The organism is Streptomyces sp. NPDC041122, assembly GCF_055592445.1.
In genome coordinates, this window is the sequence record NZ_JBVIYQ010000012.1 from 198,351 (window position 1) to 215,033 (window position 16,683).

The window sequence follows — 16,683 nt, forward strand, 5'->3', positions numbered from 1 at the left end:
TCGTGCGTTGGTGGCCGGGCTCGCCGACCGCTGTCATCCGGCGGCCCGGCGGTCTCAGGCGGCGGGCGGTGCGGCCCGCAGCGGCTGCGTGTCGTCGACGCCCCAGGACGCCTGCCGGACGTGCCCGGGGTCGGTGACCGCGGCGAGCGGGGATGCGTGTAGCGGAACGACGGGGATGGGCTGGGTCTCGGTCACGGCTGCTTCGACGTGCTTCTTGTCAGTGCCGCGGCTGAGCGCTTCTTCGAGGTCTTCGCGCAGGGTGCGGATAATGCCCGCCTGTTGTGCGAGATGCTTGCGGTCGATTTCCGCCTGCCCGGTGAGCCGCCGCACGTCGCTTTCGAGGTCGGCGATGAGCCGCTCCTGGACGGCCGCACCATCGTCGGCATCGGCCTTGGCGTTGAGCAGCGCGACGTTCTCGGCGCGAAGCCCCTGCATCTGCAGCTCGTGCTTCTGCTGGAGGGCTTTGATGTAGTCGTCGACCCGGTGCTTAGGGTTGCCCTTAGGCCGGTCTTTGCGCGTCAGCATGCTCACGTGTCCCCCTGTGCGAGGTCGCGGATGCCGGGCCGCGGGCGGGCGACGGTTTCGCCGAAGGGGTGGGCGGGGCAGAGGTGGGGTCCGCCGCCGGCGTCGTACTGGTCGCGGTAGGCGCCCTCGTTCGCGGCCTGGAGTGCCCGCAGGAGGTCGTCCTGGCGGGCGGCTATGTCCTTGTACTGGCGTACCTCCGCTTCCAGGCGGGCGACCGTGTCGCGTTCGGGAAGGGGCGGGAGGATCGGGTCGGTGATGGTCACTGGTAGCTCCCGGGTGTGCGGGCGACACGGTCGGTCTCGATGCGGGCGAGGGTGGACTGGACGAGCGCCTCGACACCGGCGAGAAACAGCAGGACGGAGGCCAGGAGCACGAGCGAGTCGGCGGTCATGAGGTGGCCTTCCGGGTGAGGCGGTAGGAGTCGGCGGTGCGGCCCGGGGTGAGCAGTCCACGCCGGTGGAGGTCGGCGATGTCGCGGCGGGCGGTGGTCCGTTTCGGGGCGCCGAGCCGGAAGTTCAGGGCGTGGATGCGGCCGGTGGTGACCTCGGTGTCCCACGCCTTCAGTTCCTCGAGGAGCCGGGTCTGTCGGGCGGTCAGTCCGTGCATCACGCCTCCTGCGGCGGGTTGAGGTCGTCGGGGATCTGGTAGTGGCCGTCGAGGATCGACTGGATCGTGTCCGGGTCGGTGATCCAGGCGGGGACGCGGCGCACGGTGAGACCGACAGCGGAGAGGAGGCCGGGCAGGATCACCGGCGGCGCCGACGCGGGCATGGACGGCAGCTCCCCGAGGACGGTGGACTGCTCCGGGAGGATCGCGGTCACGACGCCTGCCTTTCCTGCCAGCGGCGGAAGTTGGCGTAGCGGGCGTGGACCTTGGCGATGTGGTCGAGGTATTCCTGGGTCGTCCACGGCTTGGGTCCGCCTGCTCGCCGGCCCCACTCCTGCTCGACGGCGATCAGCGACTCTTCTTCCAGGTCCGCCAGCGGGCGTCCCTCGATCACGGCGCTCATGCCGCCACCGCCCTGATGCCGTGCCTGCCGGTCTGCTGCTGCGCGGCGTGCGCGAACGCCTGAGAGAGGGCGTCCAGGACGGCCACGTCGACCGTGGCGGGGATGTCGAGAGCGAGGGCCCCGCCGACGTACACGACCAGTTCCCCGGAGCGCGTCTCGGCGAGTACGACGTCCTCGGCACGGCCGCCCAGACGGGCTCGCGTGTAGGTGATCTGCGTGTCGGTCATGACCGGGCCTCCTTGCGGGCCTTGGCGTTGTGGGCTTGGAGGGCGGCGATGTGCTCCACCCAGCCCGGGTAGTCCGCGTCCTCGGAGACCCGGGCTTCGGGGTGGGTGACGAGCTGCTGGTCGAGGCTCCAGGCGAGCCGGTCCGAAGGGGACCAGCTGCGGACGCACGCCTCCAGGAGCACGGCCACCGCGGCGACCTGCTCCAGCGGCACGTCCAGGCGCTCGATCGGGTTGACGGTCATCGGCCTGCCTCCTTGCCGGTGGTGCCGTACAGGAAGGTGAACAGCGCTTGCTGCAGCGCGATGAAGTCGAGGCCACCGGTGATCTCCGGGTAGCCGTGCTCCTTCAGGACGTTCAGCACGTCCACGGCGAGACCGAACGTGAACCGGGAGTCGTCGTCCGGGACCGGCCGGATCGGGTACTGGCGGGCGGTCATGACGTGACCTCCGTCCACGCGCCGTGGCGCACAGTCCGCTGTACGAGGACGGCTTCGGGATAGCAGTCGCGGTAGCGGACCAGGCGTTCCTGCTGCTCGACGAGATCGGTGACCGTGCCGTTCAGCACGCTGCCGTCAGGGATGCGGATGCCGTACTGGACCACGTCGGCCCGGCGATCCTGTCCCGGAGGGCGCACGCCGTCCGCGGCCTCGCGGACCACTGCCACCCACTCCGGGACGGGCAGCGGGTGCTCCCAGCGGAGAGAGTCCCTTTCGGCCTTGTCGCACACGTGGTGCACGTCGTCGAGGCGCCGGGCGAGCTCGGCCATCTCCTCGGCGACCGTCGGCTCGTGGCCGACGTACTTCGCCAGCTCGGCGCGGAGGCTCTGGGTGTGCCCCTGCTCCTGCTCCAGCCAGCCCTGGCACGCCTCGCGGTCCTTGACGACTCGGAGGATGCCCTCGCCGTAGGCCTCAGCGCGGAAGCGCGCGGACTGCCAGGCGGTGCGGTACCGGTCGCGTTCGGCGCGGACCGCAGCCAACTCGGCTTCGCGCTGCGGCGACAGGCGGTCACTCATCGCCCTCACCCGCCTCAACGGCATCCGCCATGGCGCGGACCTCATCTGCGGTTTTGGACTGCGCCGTCGCCCCGCCCGGATATACGAGGCCGGTCAGGTAGTGGACTCGCTCGTCCTGCCGGTCCGACCAGTCATTCGCTGCCTGTCGCGACTCGGTCCGCAGCAGCCGAAGCCATTCCGTCTGCCAAGCCTCGTAGGAGCCGATAACCGCCAGCCACACGAGGCGGTGTCCGTAAGAAACCGGGATGCCGACCTTGCCGGTGCGAGCGTCATCCTCATCCATCAGCTCTGCCAGGCGGCGAAGAGCCTCGCCGTCGGCTTCGCGCTGCGGTGTCAGGCGGGCGCTCATGAGGCACGCTCCTCGCGTGCGGCCCGGATCTCGCGGTCGGCCAGCAGCGCCGTCCAGTACGTGTAGAAGAGGACGTCGAACGCGGCTTCCTTCTCCGCCTCCGGGAGGCTGTCGAGCGCGACGCGGCCGATGTCGAGGACGTCGAAGCCCTCCGGGTGCGCTTCGCGGAGCATCTCCTCCGCCTCGGCCCACATCGCCTGCCACGGCGACACCATCGGAACCTCACGGGTGATCACATCGAACTCGTCGGGGACGTCAGGGTTCTGAGAGAATGTGGACACGGTCCACGCTCCTGTTCTTCAGGGTTCTGAGGTGTGGATCGGAGGCCCCGGCTGCCGGGCTTGGCCCCCGGCGGTTGGGGCCGCATCGCCGTCAGGCGGCGGACTTGGCGCGGTGGGTGAGTCGGGGCTCGGGCGGCCGGCTGTTGTACTGACGGTCGGGGTCGGGTTCGACGGCCTGCTGGTACTGGGCTTCGAGGTAGGCGTCGAGGTCCGTGATGCGGTAGGCGACGTAGCGGCCGATTGGGAAGCCCTGGGGCCCCTTGCCGTGGACCCGCCACTTTCGGAGGGTTGCGAGGGTGAGGCCGATGTAGGGGGCGGCGTCTTCGATCCAGAGGCACCCTTCGGGCGCCTTCTGCTTGGGTCCTTTCCTGTTGTGCACTGCTACTCCTGTTCGGTGGGGGGATCTTCTTGAGACGCATCGTCCAGTTCTGGAGACGCGGAGGGCGCAAAGAGGACCAGCAGGGCGACGCCGAGGGCCTCCACTAGGGAGTGAGCGGCTTCTACGTCCGCCGTCTGCTGCTTGCCTGTCGCGAGTTTCTCGATGAGTCCACGTCGGCAGCCACTGGCTCCGGCGAGGCTGTCGTACCCGTAGGGGGCCCCGCGACCTGGGTGTTTCATGATCCATCGGAACTTCTCGGCGTCGCGGAGTATGTATCTTCGGCTCAACGTTTCCCCCGTAGTGCGGAGCGGCCTCGATAAGACGAGTTAAGCACCACAGAGACGAATCGTCTACCGTTCTGGACGACTCGGTGTCAGCTATCGGCAAACTTCCCGGCCGGATAGCATTGATCCGTAGACGATCCGTCTCCGGCGAGCGATGGTTGTATGGACCGACCTGCTACTTTCCCGGCGCCATCACCTACGGATAGAGACAGTCGGTGCGAATGTGACGCGAGAGGACGAGGACATGACGGTCCCGGCCACCGCCCCGGACCCCGGCGCGGCCGAAGCCCCTTCCCCTATCGGTGCACTCTCCCAGCTCATCCAGGAAGCCCTCGACATGGGCGAGTCCTACCAGCGCCTCGCCGACCGGGCGATCGACCCGGAAAGCGGCGAGACAGTCTCCAAGCCCTACCTGCAGCAACTCGTCAAGACCCCTCCCGCCAATCCGCCCACCCCGCACCGGATGGGCGCGATCGCCGCAGCCCTCGGCAAGCCGCTGCGACGGGTCAAGGAAGCCGTTGCCGAGCAGTGGCTGCAGTACGAGGCGACCGAGCTCGCCGGCTACGACGAGGAGGTCCGGATCATCGTCGGACACCTGGCCGGGAAGTCGAAGGCTGATCTCCTCCGCTGGCGGATGATGATCGAGGCTGACGAGCGAGCCCGGCGAGAAGCCGGGGACTGACGCAGACATCTTCCCAACCGATTGTCGATGGCTGTCAGTAGTCGTACCCTTCACCCACCGTGCACTTCTGGACGTTCTTGCCACAGGTGCACCGAGTCCGGGGAGGGCACCATGCTGCGAGTCATCTACGAAGCGGTCGAGAGCCTCGAATCCGGCAAACTCGCCGATATCAGCGAGGTCCGCGGAGGCACCCGCGTGCGCGTCGTCCGCGGAAGCAGCGTCGAGGCCTACGCGAACGCCCTGAACGCGGAGATGGCGGACTTCCTCGACGGATCAGACTGGTTCCAGCTGTGGCGCGAGGAGGTCATCTCGCGCAGCGGCGGCAGCTGCATGCTCTCCGTCATCTTCAGCATCCACGACCTGGATCCCGGCGACTACGTAGTGATCAGGGAGACCAAAGGTCTCGTCGACATCCGCGTCGAACGCACAGCGTCCGTCGATCAGTTCGTGCGGGCCGTCAATCCGGCCATAGAGGAGTTCCTCGCCGGTGCACAGTGGTTCCAGCTGTGGCAGGGCGAGATAGTCGACATGGACTCGCCGGAGATCGCGCACTAGGGAGCTGGCGATGCCGGGATACATCGAAGATCGCTGGTACACCAAACGCCCCGACCCCGAAACGGGCCAGAAGCGCAAGACCGCCCGGCACGGGCAGGGCAAGCGCTACCGCGTCGCCGGCGTCCCCGGCGTTCGGGACCGCAGTTTCGACAAACTCATCGGGCCCGCCGGCGCCAACGCGTGGCTCGTCAAGGCCCAGCACGAGTCGAGTAAAGGCGAGTTCGTCGACCCACGGGACGGCGACATTCTGCTGTGCGACTACGTCACGCTGGAATGGTGGCCTTCGCTGAAGTCGGACCCGGCGACGATCGCGACGGTGAGGGGCCGGGTCTGGACCCATGTTCTGCCTCACCTCGGCGGGATGAAGTTGCGTGCCATCAAGGTCAGCACGCTGCGGATCTGGCTGAAGAACCTTGAGGAGACGGTCGCCCCTGGAACGGCCAACGCCGTGTGGGGCTACCTGTCCAACATTCTCGCCTGCGCCGTCGATGACGAGCGGATCGCCAAGAACCCGTGCAAGGCGAAGACCATCAAGCCGCCTTCCGCTCCGCCGCAGAAGGCGCGGGCCTGGACGCGGGACCGGGTCATGGCAGTCCGGGCCGAGCTGCACTCCCGCTATCAGATCCTCGTTGACATCGGGGTGGGTGCTGGTTGCCGGCAGGGTGAGGCGTTCGCGATCGACGTTGACGAGGACGTCGACGAGGAGGCCGGTGTCCTGCACATCCGCCGACAGGTCAAGCGCGTGGCGAGCAGGTTGGTCTTCGCCCCGCCGAAGGGCGGGAAGGAACGCACCGTCCCGCTGCCGACGCATCTGGCTGCGCAGATCAGGGCGCATAAGAAGGCGTTCCCGCCGCAGGAAGTGACGCTTCCTTGGCGGGACCCGAGGCCGCCCAAGTCGAAGAAGGAGGCAGAGGAGCGGGCGCCTCGAACACATCGCCTCCTAGTGACGAACGTCGAGGGCGGGGCGATTCGGGCCTACTCATGGAATCAGCACTACTGGAAGAAGGCGCTGGCCGCGGCCGGTGTCATTCCTGCCCCGCCAGAGCAGTCGCGCCGGCCGAACGGAAGCCTGACCTACGGGGCTGCGAGGGAGTTCGGCTTTCACGCCCTTCGCCACACCTTCGCTTCGGTTCATCTGGACGCGCGCGAGTCCGTCGTGTCGGTCTCCACGTGGCTGGGGCACGCCAACCCTTCGATCACCCTGCGCGTGTACGCCCACTTCATGCCGGAGGCAGACGGGCGCGGCCGGAAGGCGATGGATTCCTGGTTCGCGGGCGCCGCCTCCCCCGGTTTCGAAACGATCTCCCCAGATTCTCCCCGGCGCGAGGAGCAGGGCGAAGAGCCCCCTTCTGCGGAGGCCGCGGTTGTCCTCTGCCACCCTGCTGCAGATCACGCCGTCACCCCAGGGCGGGCGGCGGTGCCGGCTGGCTAGCTGGCGGGCGTTTACGCAGTTCGCGGGGTCAGGTCTTGGAGCCGGAGAGGGCGACGCTCTGGACGAAGTGCCGCTGCAGGACGACGTAGACGAGCAGCATCGGCAGGCTCGCGATGAGCGAACCGGCCATCATCACGGGATAGTTCGTCTCGAACTGGCCCTCCAGGGAGGTCAGTCCGGCGCTGATCGGCATCTCCTGCGGGTCGGTGTTGACGATGAGCGGCCACAGCAGGTCGTTCCAGGACCACATGGCGGTGATGACGGCCAGGGCGGCCAGCGCGGGCCGGATCAGCGGCAGCATGATGGACCAGAAGATCCGGAACGCCCCGGCCCCGTCGATGCGGGCGGCCTCCTCCAGCTCCCTGGGCAGTGCGAGGAAGAACTGCCGCAGCATGAAGGTGCCGAAGGCGCTGAACATGCCGGGCAGGAAGAGCGCGGGCGCGGTGTTCAGCAGGCCGAGCCACTGCACGATGTCGTACTGCGGAAGCACCAGGAGAGAACTCGGCACCATCAGGACGGACAGGAAGAGCGCGAACAGCGCGTTGCGGCCGCGGAATCGCATGCGCGCGAACGCGTAGGCGGCGAGCGAGCAGAAGACGAGCTGGCCGAGGGTGCGCCCGACGGTGTTGATCAGGCTGTTGGTGAGCATCTCGCGGAACGGCAGCGAGGAGAACACCTCGTCGAAACTGGAGCGGTTCCAGGTGTCGGGCAGGAAGGTGGGCGGCACCCGCGAGGTCTCCGCGAGGGTCTTGAGCGCGGTGAGCAGCTGCCACAGGAAGGGGAAGACCATCACGAGCGCGCCGAGCGAGAGGACGGCATGAGTGGCGAGGGATCCGGCGTCGAAACGCCGCCGTCCGGCGGGTTTTCCGGTCTCGTCAGGCATAGTGCACCCACCTCTTCTGGAGCCGGAACTGCAGGAAGGTCAGCCCCGCGATGACGAGCATCAGCAGGAAGGCGAGCGCAGCGGCGGCGCCTTGCGCGTTCTCCACGAAGGCCCATTTGTAGAAGAGGCCAACGATCGACTGGGTGTCTCCGATCGCGGGATTCTTCTCGGCCATCATGATGTAGACGAGATCGAAGGTCTGCAGTGAATTGATCATGCAGATGATCGAGGCGAAGAAGAGGGTGGGGCTGAGCAGCGGCAGGGTGATGGTGAAGAACCTCCGCAGCGCGCCCGCCCCGTCGATCTCCGCGGCTTCGTAGTAGTCGCGCGGAATTCCCTTGATGCCCGCCATAAAGATGATCAAGTAGTAGCCGGTGGTCGACCAGACGATGACCGTGCCGATCGCGTAGACGGCCGTGGAGGGGTCGGAGACCCAGTAGTGGCGGTCCACGCCGAACCAGCTCAGGATTTCGTTGAGCAGCCCGAAGTCACCGTTGTAGAGCCAGTTCCAGACCAGGCCGACGGCGACCGGGAGGGTCACGAACGGCACGAAGTACAGGGCCCGGTAGACGGGGACGCCGCGCAGGCCGCGCCGGTTCAGGAGGGAGGCGACGACGATCGCGATCGGCAGCGCGGTGAGCCCGACGAGCGTGTAGATCAGGGTGTTGCCGAGGGCCTGCCAGACGGTGACGTCCTTGACGACGCGGACGTAGTTGTCGGTGCCGATGAACGTGTGGCCGCCGAACGCCCCGAATTCGGTGAAGCTGAAGTAGAACGTCTGCAGCAGCGGCCAGAAGTAGAAGACGGCGAAGCCGATGCCGAGCGGCGCGACGAACAGGTACGCGGCCTTCTCGTTGCGGGGCCGGGGGCGGGAGCCGGACGCGGTGACGCGGCGGTCGGCCGCTTTCGCGGCGGCCGTGGCGGGAAAGACACTCATGAGTCGCGTTCCTCCTTCAGGGCCCGGTCCATCTGCTCGCCCAGCGTGCGGGCGGCGCTCTCGATGCCGCCCTTTCCGCTGAACGCGGCGCCGAGCAGCGGGTATTGGAGGTTCTCCCAGACGGCGGTGTTCTTGGAGCTCGGATACGGAACGCCGTACTTCTGCATCTCGATGAAATGCTTGAGGTCGAATTCGGGCATCGACGTGAGCCAGGCGTCCTGCGTTCCCTCGTACGAGGAGATGGTGACGCCCGCCTCCGCCTGGATCTCGGCGGCTTCCCGGCCCGCCATGAAGTGCACGAACTTCCAGGCCGCCGCCTTTCTCCGGCTCTTGGCGGAGATCACGTTGGCGAGGCCGTGGATGATGGTGGCCCGGCGCCGGCCCTTGGGCAGCACGGCGATGCCGCCGTGGTCCTTGAGCGCGGGCACGGCGTACATCTGGCCGGCCATCGCGGACAGGTCGTAGTTCATGGCGACCTTCTCCGACCAGTAGCGCACCCGGCCGACGGACTCGGTCATCGCGCTCTGCGGCGGCGACCAGCCCCGGTCGATCATGTCGGTCAGGAAGCGCAGGCCCTCGATGGACCGGTCGTCGCCGAATCCGGAGCGGCCGTCCTCGATGACGTATCCGTCGGCGCCGCAGACGGCCGGATAGATCTTCATCTGCCGGTCCATCTCGGCGGCGAAGCCGTGCACGCGCTGGTGCGGGTCGGTGAGTTCGGCCGCCGCGTCGCGCACGTCGTCCCAGGTCCAGTCCGCGTCCGGATAGGAGATGCCCGCCTTGTCGAACAGCTGCTTGTTGTACCAGAGGCCGATGGTGTCGAAGTCCTTGGGAAGGCCGTACTGCGTGCCGCGGTAGGAGTAGAGCCTCACCAGGGCCCGCGGGTGGCGGTCGACGGGTGTGGCGTCGGCTTCGATGTGGCCGGACAGCGGTTCGAGGACACCGCTCGACGCGTACAGCTGAATGTTGACGGCGTTCATCCAGAAGACGTCAGGGGCGGTGCCGCCGCGCATCGAGGTCTTGAGGGTGGTCCAGTAACTCGCCCACGGTGTGAGCTCGATGCGCACGGAGATCCGCGGGTTCGCCTTCTCGAACGCGGCGATGATCTTCTCCATGCCCGGCACCTGCGCCGGGTCCCACATCCCGTACGAGAGCGTCGTGCGGCCCCCGCCTCCGCCGTCGGAGCCGCCGTCCCCGCCGGAGCAGGCGGTGAGCAAGGGGGCCGCGAGCGCCCCGCCGAGCAGTGTCCTTCTGCGCATCCGCGCCTTCGCCTCCCAGGAAGTCGTCGGGCGCCGCCGCGGTCCGCTCCCGTCTCCGGGCGCGCCGTCAGGACGCCGTGTCCGCGAGCAGTTCCTCCTCCACGTGGTCGAGCGCCTTGCGTACGGCGCCGATGGCCACGCCCCGCTCGCCGAGCGAGCTCAGCGCGATACGCGGGACGTGCAGGGTCAGGGGGCGCAGCCGCTCCCGGAGCAGCGGCACCAGGTGCCGGCCGACCGGGGTGGCCCCGCCGGTCAGCACGACCAGTTCCGGGTCGACGGCGAGGGAGAGCGCGGCGATGCCCGGGGCCAGCCGGTCGGCGAACTCCGCGACGGCGGCCAGGGCCCGCGGGTCGGCGGTGTCCGCGGCGCGGGCCAGCGCGGCGACCTCGGACTCGCCGTCGCGCCGGGCGCCCGGCCACCGCAGGGCCTCCTGGGCGGCGCTCAGGCCGAGCAGCGGCAGCAGGCCGAGTTCGCCGGCTCCGCCGCGGCTGCCCCGGTGCAGCCGGCCGCCGATGGTGAGGCTGCACGAGACGCGGTGCCCGGTGAGGACGCAGACGACGTCGGCGGCGAGGGTGGCGGCGCCCTGCCACCGCTCGGCGAGGACCGCGAGATTCACGTCGTTCTCGACGAGGGTGTGGCCCGGCCCGTCGTCCTCGATCAGCCGCCCGAGGTCGACACCGGACCACTCGGGCACCACGAGGGAGGTGACGACCCCGCCCCTGTCCACCACACCGGGCACACCCACGCAGCGGGCGAGCACGGTGGCGCGGTGCGGGACGTGGGCGTCGAGGAAGCTCTCCACCGCGTGGCGCAGCAGTTCGAGACGGGCGGCGCCGCCCAGTTCCGGGTCGATGTCGCGGCGATGGGCCGCGAGGACGGTGCCGCCGAGGTCGGCGAGGAGCAGCACCACCTTGTGCAGCCCTATGTCGACGCCGAGCACGTGTCCGGCCTCGGTGCGGAAGCGGAACCGGCGGGCGGGCCGCCCCGGGGCCCGTCCGCCCGGCTCGTCGGCCGCCTCGCCGACGAGCCCGCGCTCGGCGAGCTCCTCGACGGCGGCTTCGACGGTGGGCCGGGACAGGCCGGTGGCCGCGGCGAGTTCGGCGAGGGTGCGGGGGCTGCGGCGGTGCAGGGCGCGCAGCACGACGGTGGTGTTCAGCCGCCGCAGCGCCACCAGGTCGTGCCCGCGTGCCGTGTTCCGCATCAGTGCTTCACCTCATGTCCGCGCGACGGCCGCCGTGTTGACGGGCCGCGATGTCCGGCGGCCCACGGAATTGGAAAGGAGACTTGCATAACTCGCCGGGCCCGGGAACCCCTTCGACGGGACGGGTTCGGCGAAGGGCGCGCGCGGTCGCGCGGGCGGTTCCGGAACGGCTCGGTCCGCCGGTCGGCGAGCGTGGCCGGTTCGTGAAGATCCAGGTGGGGGCACGTGTGCCCGGCGGCGCCTGATGGGGCAGGATGACGTCCGCGCGGGGCCGGGGCTGCCGGCCCGGCGTGAACCGAACTCCCTGAATCGAGCAGGTATCTCAAGGTGACGTCACCTCACATGCGCCGCGTCACGGGGCAGTCGCCCCGCAGGGCGGAGTGCGTGTCCCATGCCGCGTACGCCTCCCGTCCGGCGGATCACACGTCCCGTACGGCGCGGCGCGCCGACCGTCCGACGCGACGCGCGTCCCGTACGACGGGAGCAAACCGATGACCCGAGCACTCACACTGCACGACTGGATAGCCGCCGGAATCGCGGTGGCCGCGGGCGTCCTCGCCGGGCTGCTGCTCCGCGCCCTGCTGCGCTGGCTGGGCGAGCGGGCCAGCCGCACCCGGTGGAGCGGCGACGACGTCATCGTCGACGCCCTGCGCACCCTCGTCCCCTGCGCGGCCATCACGGCCGGCCTCGCCGCCGCGGCGGGCGCGCTGCCGCTCGCCCCGCGCACCGGACGCAACGTCACCATGACGTTGACCGCGCTCCTCATCATCGCGGGCACGCTCACCGCGGCACGGATTGTCACCGGCCTGGTCAGGGCCGTGGCGCAGTCCCGCTCGGGGGTGGCGGGGTCGGCCACCATCTTCGTGAACATCACGCGGGTCGTGGTGCTCGCGATGGGCTTCCTGATCGTGCTGCAGACCCTCGGCGTCTCCATCGCGCCGCTGCTCACCGCGCTCGGCGTGGGCGGTCTCGCGGTGGCGCTCGCGCTGCAGGACACGCTGGCCAACCTCTTCGCCGGCGTGCACATCCTCGCGGCCAAGACCGTCCAGCCCGGCGACTACATCCAGCTCAGCAGCGGTGAGGAGGGCTATGTCGTCGACATCAACTGGCGCAACACCGTGGTCCGGCAGCTCTCCAACAACCTGGTGATCATCCCCAACGCCAAGCTGGCCGGCACCAACATGACCAACTTCAGCCGCCCCGAGCAGGAGATGTCCATCACGGTCCAGGTCGGGGTGAGCTACGACAGCGATCTCGAGCAGGTCGAGCGGGTCACGACCGAGGTCGTGGACGAGGTGATGACCGAGATCACCGGCGCCGTCCCGGACCACGAGGCGGCCATCCGCTTCCACACCTTCGGCGACTCGCGGATCAGCTTCACGGTCATCCTCGGCGTCGGGGAGTTCAGCGACCAGTACCGGATCAAGCACGAGTTCATCAAGCGCCTGCACCAGCGCTACCGCGCCGAGGGCATCCGGGTCCCGGCGCCGGCCCGCACGGTCACCGTGCAGCAGGGCGAGCTGCCGCCGCCGCTCGGCATCCCGCACCAGCGCGACGCCTCGGTCTCGCCGCGGCTGCACTGACCGTCCCGCACACCGCACACCGCTCGCGGCGGGCCCCGCCCGCGCACCGACGGCCTGCCCGGCGCGCCCGGCGTCCGCCCGCTGCGCCGAGTGGCCGACCGCTCGGTGGCGGCCCGCCGCGCCGCGTGATCCGATCGCGGGCATGGGGCACGACCACGGCCCGGCCGCGGCGACGGCGGGCGGCACGCTCAGCGGCACGTACCGCAACCGGCTGCTGTGGACCATCGGCATCAGCGGCGCGATCACGCTCCTCCAGGTCGTCGGCGCGCTGCTGTCCGGCAGCCTCGCGCTGCTCGCGGACGCCGCGCACAGCCTGACGGACGCGGTCGGCGTCTCGCTGGCCCTCGGCGCCATCACCCTCGCCCAGCGCGCGCCGACACCACGCCGCACGTTCGGGTTCTACCGGGTGGAGATCTTCTCCGCGGTCCTGAACGCGCTGCTGCTCGTCGCCATCTTCGTCTGGGTCCTGTGGTCGGCGATCGGCCGGTTCAGCGAGCCGGTGGAGGTCAAGGGCGGCCTGATGTTCGTGGTCGCGGTGGGCGGCCTGCTCGCCAACCTGGTGGGCCTGTGGCTGCTGCGGGACGCCAAGGACAAGAGCCTCAACCTGCGGGGCGCGTACCTGGAGGTGCTCGGCGACGCGCTCGGGTCGGTCGCGGTGATCGTGGGCGGCCTGGTCATCCTGCTCACCGGATGGCAGGCCGCCGACCCGATCGCCTCGATCGTCATCGGCCTGCTGATCGTGCCGCGCGCGTACGGGCTGCTGCGGGACTCCGTGCACGTCCTGCTGGAGGCGACTCCGCAGGACGTCGACCTCGGCGAGGTCCGCCGGCATCTGCTGGAGGAGCCGGGTGTCATCGCCGTGCACGATCTGCACGGCTGGACGGTCACCTCGGGGATGCCGGTGCTCACCGCCCATGTGGTGGTGACCGAGGCGGCTCTCGCGGACGGTTACGGGGAGCTGCTCGGCCGCCTCCAGCGGTGCGTCGGCGGCCACTTCGACGTGGCCCACTCGACGATCCAGCTGGAGCCCGAGGGGCACGTGGAGGACGAGGGGGCGCTGCACACCTGAGCGGGTCCCTCGGCTCGCTCGCGGCGCGCGGACCCCTCAGCCCGGCCGCGCCCCGAACGCCTCGGCCACCGCGTCCCTGACCGCCGCCGCGACCGCCTGCGCGTCGAATCACCACAACGCGGGGCGAGTTGCCTATGTTGATCCGGCGTGGCACACGCAGCGCCGCGCGACTCCCCCTCCCCCACTGTGGGCTCAACGCCCAGACACGGATGCCACGTTGAAGTCAATCCTGAGCATGAACCGCTTGAAGTACGTATCCACCGCCGGGCTCGTCGCCCTCGCCGGTCTCGCGGCCGGGGCGCTGTTCCTGGGCCCGGTCGCGGGCACCGCGGCCGCGACCCGCCCGGCCGCGCACATCGCGTCGCCGACCCCTCCGCCTCCCGCGGCCCCGAGCCCGTCGCTCACGGCGAACATCTCGGCGAGCAGCGTGCGAAGCGCGGAGGAGTTCCGCATCCACGGCGAGGCACGCGGTCTGCCCGCCGGGACCCCGGTCACCCTGCAGCAGCGGCAGGGCGCGCTGTGGGTGACGCTGCCCGCCACCGTCAACACCACGCCGCGAGGGACGTACTCGATGCGCGTCAGGCTCGCCTACCAGGGGCGCAACGCGCTGCGCATGAGTGCGGGCGAGACGCTCTCGCCCGTCGTGTACGTCACCGTCCTGCCCTGACCCACCCCCGGCGGCACCCCCGCTCCCCGCGTGCCTTCGCCCCCAGGCGGGCCGCACGATCCGCCGTCTTGCAGATCCCGCAAGAAGAGATGCCGTTTCGCCACCTGTCGGCCCAGACTCGGTCCACGGAGTCCGAAAGCGACGGACTCCCCAGGGATCGAGAGGCAGGCATCCGATGGAACAGACCGACGCGGCCACGTACTGGGACAAGGTGTACGCGGAGCGGCCCGCGCCCGACGACCCGCGGCCCAACGCCCGCCTCGTGGAGCACGTCTCCGGCCTGACCCCCGGAGACGTGCTGGACATCGGCTGCGGTGGCGGCGGGGACGCACTGTGGCTCGCGGCGCGGGGCTGGCAGGTCACCGCCGTCGATGTCTCCGACGTGGCGGCCACCCGGCTCGACCGGCTGGCCCGCGCGCGCGGCCTGGGCGACCGGATCACCGCCGCGCGGCACGACGCGCGCGCGTCGCTGCCCGGGCCCGCGTACGACCTGGTCACCGCCCACTACTTCCACACGCCCTACGAGCAGGACAGGGCGGCCGTCCTGCGCTCCGCCGCCCAGCTGCTGCGCCCGGGCGGACGGCTCCTGGTCGTCGACCACGGGTCGACCGCGCCGTGGTCGTGGAACCAGGACCCGGGCGTGCGCTTCCCGACGCCCGAGGAGGTCGCGGCCTCGCTGCGGCTCCCGCCCGCGCAGTGGGCGGTCGAGCGTGCGGACAAGGCGCGCCGCGTCGCGGTCGGCCCCGACGGGACGACCACCGCCGAGGTCGTCGACCACGTCCTGCTCATCCGCCGGAACCGGTGACGTCACACCGCTAGGAGAACGCCATGCCCACCGCCTCCCACCGATCCGACGCGCCTCCGCCGCGCACCGGGAACAGCGAGACCGAGGTCCTGCGGGGCTTCCTCGACTATCTGCGCGCCTCGGTCGCGGCGAAGGTCGACGGAGCCCCGGAACCCGACGTCCGCGCGGTCGCCGTGCCCTCGGGCACCAACCTGCTGGGGCTGCTCAACCACCTGACAGCCGTGGAAGGAGCGACGTTCCTCGGCGAGCGGGTCACCGACTGGCAGGCGACGTTCCGGGCCGACCCGCGGGACGGGGTCACCGAGGTCGTCGCCCGTTACCGGGCGACCGTGGGCCGTGCGAACGAGGTGCTCGACACCTGCGCCGACCTCGGCGCACCGCTCCCCCGGCCCGGCCGCCCGGGACCGAGCGTCCGCTGGGCGGTGACCCACCTCATCGAGGAGACCGGCCGCCACGCGGGGCACGCGGACATCCTCCGCGAGCTCATCGACGGCAGCACGGGGCGCTGAGCGGACGGACGTATGGACGTACGGCTGAGGAGCACGGGGACGGCTGAGCGAGGGGGACGGCTCAGTGGGGAGGCAGCCGAGTGAGGGGGTCTCGGACACCCATACGATCGCTGGATGGCATCCACCACTCCCACGACCGACTACCTCCGGCACGGCCCGCGCGTGGCTGTGCGCCGCATCCGCCGCGAGGACTACGAGGAGATCACCGCGCTTCGTGCGGGGAGCGCCGAGATGCTGCGCCGCTGGCTCGGCGCCCATAAGGAGTCGGTGGAGGCCTTCGAAGCCTCCCTCGCCCGGTTCGAACAGCCCACCCACGAGGGCTTCGTGGTCTGTCTGCGCGACACCGGCGCGATCGTGGGCGGCGTCAACGTCAACAACATCGTCCGCGGCTCGCTGCGGAGCGGCACGCTCGGATACACCGCCTATGCCTCGACGGCCGGCCGGGGCTATCTGACCGAAGGTGTCGGACTGGTGGTCCGGTTCGCCTTCGAGGAGCTGGAGTTGCACCGCCTGGAGGCGAACATCCAGCCGGACAACGTGGCTTCGCTGAACCTCGTGCGGCGCCTGGGGTTCCGGCGCGAGGGCCGCTCGGAGGGCTTCCAGTTCATCGGCGGGGCGTGGCGGGACCACGAACGCTGGGCCCTCACCGCCGAGATGGCAGCGGCGAAGCCGGACGGCGCCCCGCCCCGGCCTTCGTCCCGCAGCACGGCGGGCGTGCACGAGCGGTACGGGCTGACGCGGATCATCAACGCCCGGGGCACCTACACCCCGCTGGGCGTGTCACGGAGCGTGGAGTCCGTCGCGGCGGCCACCGCCGAGGCGTTGGGCGAGTTCTTCGTCATGGCGGAGCTCCAGGACGTCGCGGGCCGCACGGTCGCCGAGGCGACGGGCGCGGAGGCAGCGACGGTGGTGCACTGCACCTCCTCCGCCCTCACGCTGTCCGTCGCGGCGTCGATGACGGGCGACTGCGCCGAGCGGATCGCGGCGTTGCCGGACGCGGCCGGGCTGCCCACGCGCGTGGTGCTCCCCGCCGGGC

25 protein-coding genes and 1 pseudogene are annotated in these 16,683 nt (G+C 70.3%); 9 read left to right on the top strand and 17 right to left on the bottom strand.

The genetic code is table 11. The features are described 5' to 3' along the window. Positions 1-54 precede the first annotated feature (54 nt). From ACZ6B8_RS35785 to ACZ6B8_RS35845, 13 genes are all read right to left on the bottom strand, one after another. Positions 55-531, bottom strand: coding sequence for a hypothetical protein (locus tag ACZ6B8_RS35785; RefSeq protein WP_471609930.1), 477 nt, complete (start codon positions 529-531; stop codon positions 55-57). Further along, entirely contained in the window at positions 528-788 is a 261-nt protein-coding gene (locus tag ACZ6B8_RS35790) for a hypothetical protein (protein ID WP_471609931.1), read from the bottom strand. The genes ACZ6B8_RS35785 and ACZ6B8_RS35790 overlap by 4 nt, the downstream gene beginning before the upstream one ends. Then, positions 785-916: a hypothetical protein gene (locus ACZ6B8_RS35795; RefSeq protein ID WP_471609932.1), complete on the bottom strand. Its 132-nt coding sequence runs from the start codon at positions 914-916 to the stop codon at positions 785-787. Before ACZ6B8_RS35795 ends, ACZ6B8_RS35790 begins: the two co-directional genes overlap by 4 nt. Then, positions 913-1,131: a hypothetical protein gene (locus ACZ6B8_RS35800; protein WP_471609933.1), complete on the bottom strand. Its 219-nt coding sequence runs from the start codon at positions 1,129-1,131 to the stop codon at positions 913-915. Before ACZ6B8_RS35800 ends, ACZ6B8_RS35795 begins: the two co-directional genes overlap by 4 nt. Next, positions 1,131-1,346, bottom strand: coding sequence for a hypothetical protein (locus tag ACZ6B8_RS35805; RefSeq protein ID WP_471609934.1), 216 nt, complete (start codon positions 1,344-1,346; stop codon positions 1,131-1,133). The genes ACZ6B8_RS35800 and ACZ6B8_RS35805 overlap by 1 nt, the downstream gene beginning before the upstream one ends. After that, entirely contained in the window at positions 1,343-1,534 is a 192-nt protein-coding gene (locus ACZ6B8_RS35810) for a hypothetical protein (RefSeq protein WP_471609935.1), read from the bottom strand. Before ACZ6B8_RS35810 ends, ACZ6B8_RS35805 begins: the two co-directional genes overlap by 4 nt. Next, positions 1,531-1,761: a hypothetical protein gene (locus ACZ6B8_RS35815; protein WP_471609936.1), complete on the bottom strand. Its 231-nt coding sequence runs from the start codon at positions 1,759-1,761 to the stop codon at positions 1,531-1,533. The genes ACZ6B8_RS35810 and ACZ6B8_RS35815 overlap by 4 nt, the downstream gene beginning before the upstream one ends. Then, positions 1,758-2,003, bottom strand: coding sequence for a hypothetical protein (locus ACZ6B8_RS35820; RefSeq protein WP_471609937.1), 246 nt, complete (start codon positions 2,001-2,003; stop codon positions 1,758-1,760). Before ACZ6B8_RS35820 ends, ACZ6B8_RS35815 begins: the two co-directional genes overlap by 4 nt. Beyond that, positions 2,000-2,197, bottom strand: coding sequence for a hypothetical protein (locus tag ACZ6B8_RS35825; protein ID WP_471609938.1), 198 nt, complete (start codon positions 2,195-2,197; stop codon positions 2,000-2,002). Before ACZ6B8_RS35825 ends, ACZ6B8_RS35820 begins: the two co-directional genes overlap by 4 nt. Further along, on the bottom strand, positions 2,194-2,772 hold the full coding sequence (locus ACZ6B8_RS35830; RefSeq protein WP_471609939.1) for a hypothetical protein: 579 nt from the start codon (positions 2,770-2,772) through the stop codon (positions 2,194-2,196). The genes ACZ6B8_RS35825 and ACZ6B8_RS35830 overlap by 4 nt, the downstream gene beginning before the upstream one ends. Beyond that, positions 2,765-3,121, bottom strand: a complete 357-nt coding sequence (locus ACZ6B8_RS35835; protein ID WP_471609940.1) for a hypothetical protein — start codon at positions 3,119-3,121, stop codon at positions 2,765-2,767. The genes ACZ6B8_RS35830 and ACZ6B8_RS35835 overlap by 8 nt, the downstream gene beginning before the upstream one ends. Beyond that, positions 3,118-3,402: a hypothetical protein gene (locus ACZ6B8_RS35840; protein ID WP_471609941.1), complete on the bottom strand. Its 285-nt coding sequence runs from the start codon at positions 3,400-3,402 to the stop codon at positions 3,118-3,120. Before ACZ6B8_RS35840 ends, ACZ6B8_RS35835 begins: the two co-directional genes overlap by 4 nt. A 91-nt stretch (positions 3,403-3,493) precedes the next feature. After that, positions 3,494-3,781, bottom strand: a complete 288-nt coding sequence (locus ACZ6B8_RS35845; protein WP_471609942.1) for a helix-turn-helix domain-containing protein — start codon at positions 3,779-3,781, stop codon at positions 3,494-3,496. A gap of 507 nt (positions 3,782-4,288) precedes the next feature. Between ACZ6B8_RS35845 and ACZ6B8_RS35850 the strand changes: the two genes are divergently transcribed. The 3 genes from ACZ6B8_RS35850 (at position 4,289) to ACZ6B8_RS35860 (ending at position 6,734) form a co-directional block, all read left to right on the top strand. After that, positions 4,289-4,747, top strand: coding sequence for a hypothetical protein (locus tag ACZ6B8_RS35850; protein ID WP_471609943.1), 459 nt, complete (start codon positions 4,289-4,291; stop codon positions 4,745-4,747). 111 nt (positions 4,748-4,858) lie between these two features. After that, on the top strand, positions 4,859-5,302 hold the full coding sequence (locus tag ACZ6B8_RS35855; RefSeq protein WP_471609944.1) for a hypothetical protein: 444 nt from the start codon (positions 4,859-4,861) through the stop codon (positions 5,300-5,302). A gap of 10 nt (positions 5,303-5,312) precedes the next feature. After that, positions 5,313-6,734, top strand: coding sequence for a tyrosine-type recombinase/integrase (locus tag ACZ6B8_RS35860; RefSeq protein WP_471609945.1), 1,422 nt, complete (start codon positions 5,313-5,315; stop codon positions 6,732-6,734). Between the two features lie 28 nt (positions 6,735-6,762). Here the strand turns inward: ACZ6B8_RS35860 and ACZ6B8_RS35865 are convergent, their stop codons facing one another. From ACZ6B8_RS35865 to ACZ6B8_RS35880, 4 genes are all read right to left on the bottom strand, one after another. Beyond that, the gene (locus tag ACZ6B8_RS35865) at positions 6,763-7,617 is read right to left on the bottom strand and encodes a carbohydrate ABC transporter permease (RefSeq protein ID WP_471609946.1); all 855 of its coding nucleotides are present in this window, start codon (positions 7,615-7,617) and stop codon (positions 6,763-6,765) included. Next, positions 7,610-8,554, bottom strand: a complete 945-nt coding sequence (locus ACZ6B8_RS35870; protein WP_471609947.1) for a carbohydrate ABC transporter permease — start codon at positions 8,552-8,554, stop codon at positions 7,610-7,612. The genes ACZ6B8_RS35865 and ACZ6B8_RS35870 overlap by 8 nt, the downstream gene beginning before the upstream one ends. Then, positions 8,551-9,813: an ABC transporter substrate-binding protein gene (locus ACZ6B8_RS35875; protein ID WP_471609948.1), complete on the bottom strand. Its 1,263-nt coding sequence runs from the start codon at positions 9,811-9,813 to the stop codon at positions 8,551-8,553. Before ACZ6B8_RS35875 ends, ACZ6B8_RS35870 begins: the two co-directional genes overlap by 4 nt. A 67-nt stretch (positions 9,814-9,880) precedes the next feature. Then, entirely contained in the window at positions 9,881-11,014 is a 1,134-nt protein-coding gene (locus ACZ6B8_RS35880; protein WP_471609949.1) for an ROK family protein, read from the bottom strand. Positions 11,015-11,505: 491 nt separating this feature from the next. Here ACZ6B8_RS35880 and ACZ6B8_RS35885 point away from each other — a divergent pair, with 491 nt between their 5' ends. The 6 genes and pseudogenes from ACZ6B8_RS35885 to ACZ6B8_RS35910 all read left to right on the top strand — a co-directional run. Then, positions 11,506-12,597 carry a mechanosensitive ion channel family protein gene (locus tag ACZ6B8_RS35885; RefSeq protein ID WP_471072256.1) on the top strand — a complete coding sequence of 364 codons (1,092 nt, stop codon included), beginning with the start codon at positions 11,506-11,508 and terminating at the stop codon, positions 12,595-12,597. A 142-nt stretch (positions 12,598-12,739) separates the two neighbouring features. Further along, entirely contained in the window at positions 12,740-13,666 is a 927-nt protein-coding gene (locus ACZ6B8_RS35890) for a cation diffusion facilitator family transporter (RefSeq protein ID WP_471072259.1), read from the top strand. A 235-nt stretch (positions 13,667-13,901) separates the two neighbouring features. Further along, entirely contained in the window at positions 13,902-14,333 is a 432-nt protein-coding gene (locus tag ACZ6B8_RS35895) for a hypothetical protein (protein ID WP_471609950.1), read from the top strand. A gap of 175 nt (positions 14,334-14,508) precedes the next feature. Further along, positions 14,509-15,138 (top strand): class I SAM-dependent methyltransferase, encoded by a 630-nt coding sequence (locus ACZ6B8_RS35900; protein ID WP_471609951.1) that lies wholly within the window; start codon positions 14,509-14,511, stop codon positions 15,136-15,138. Positions 15,139-15,161: 23 nt separating this feature from the next. Beyond that, entirely contained in the window at positions 15,162-15,647 is a 486-nt protein-coding gene (locus ACZ6B8_RS35905; protein WP_471072267.1) for a DinB family protein, read from the top strand. Between the two features lie 114 nt (positions 15,648-15,761). Continuing rightward, a pseudogene (locus tag ACZ6B8_RS35910) lies at positions 15,762-16,298 on the top strand (GNAT family N-acetyltransferase); the annotation flags it as partial. Positions 16,299-16,683: the final 385 nt, after the last annotated feature.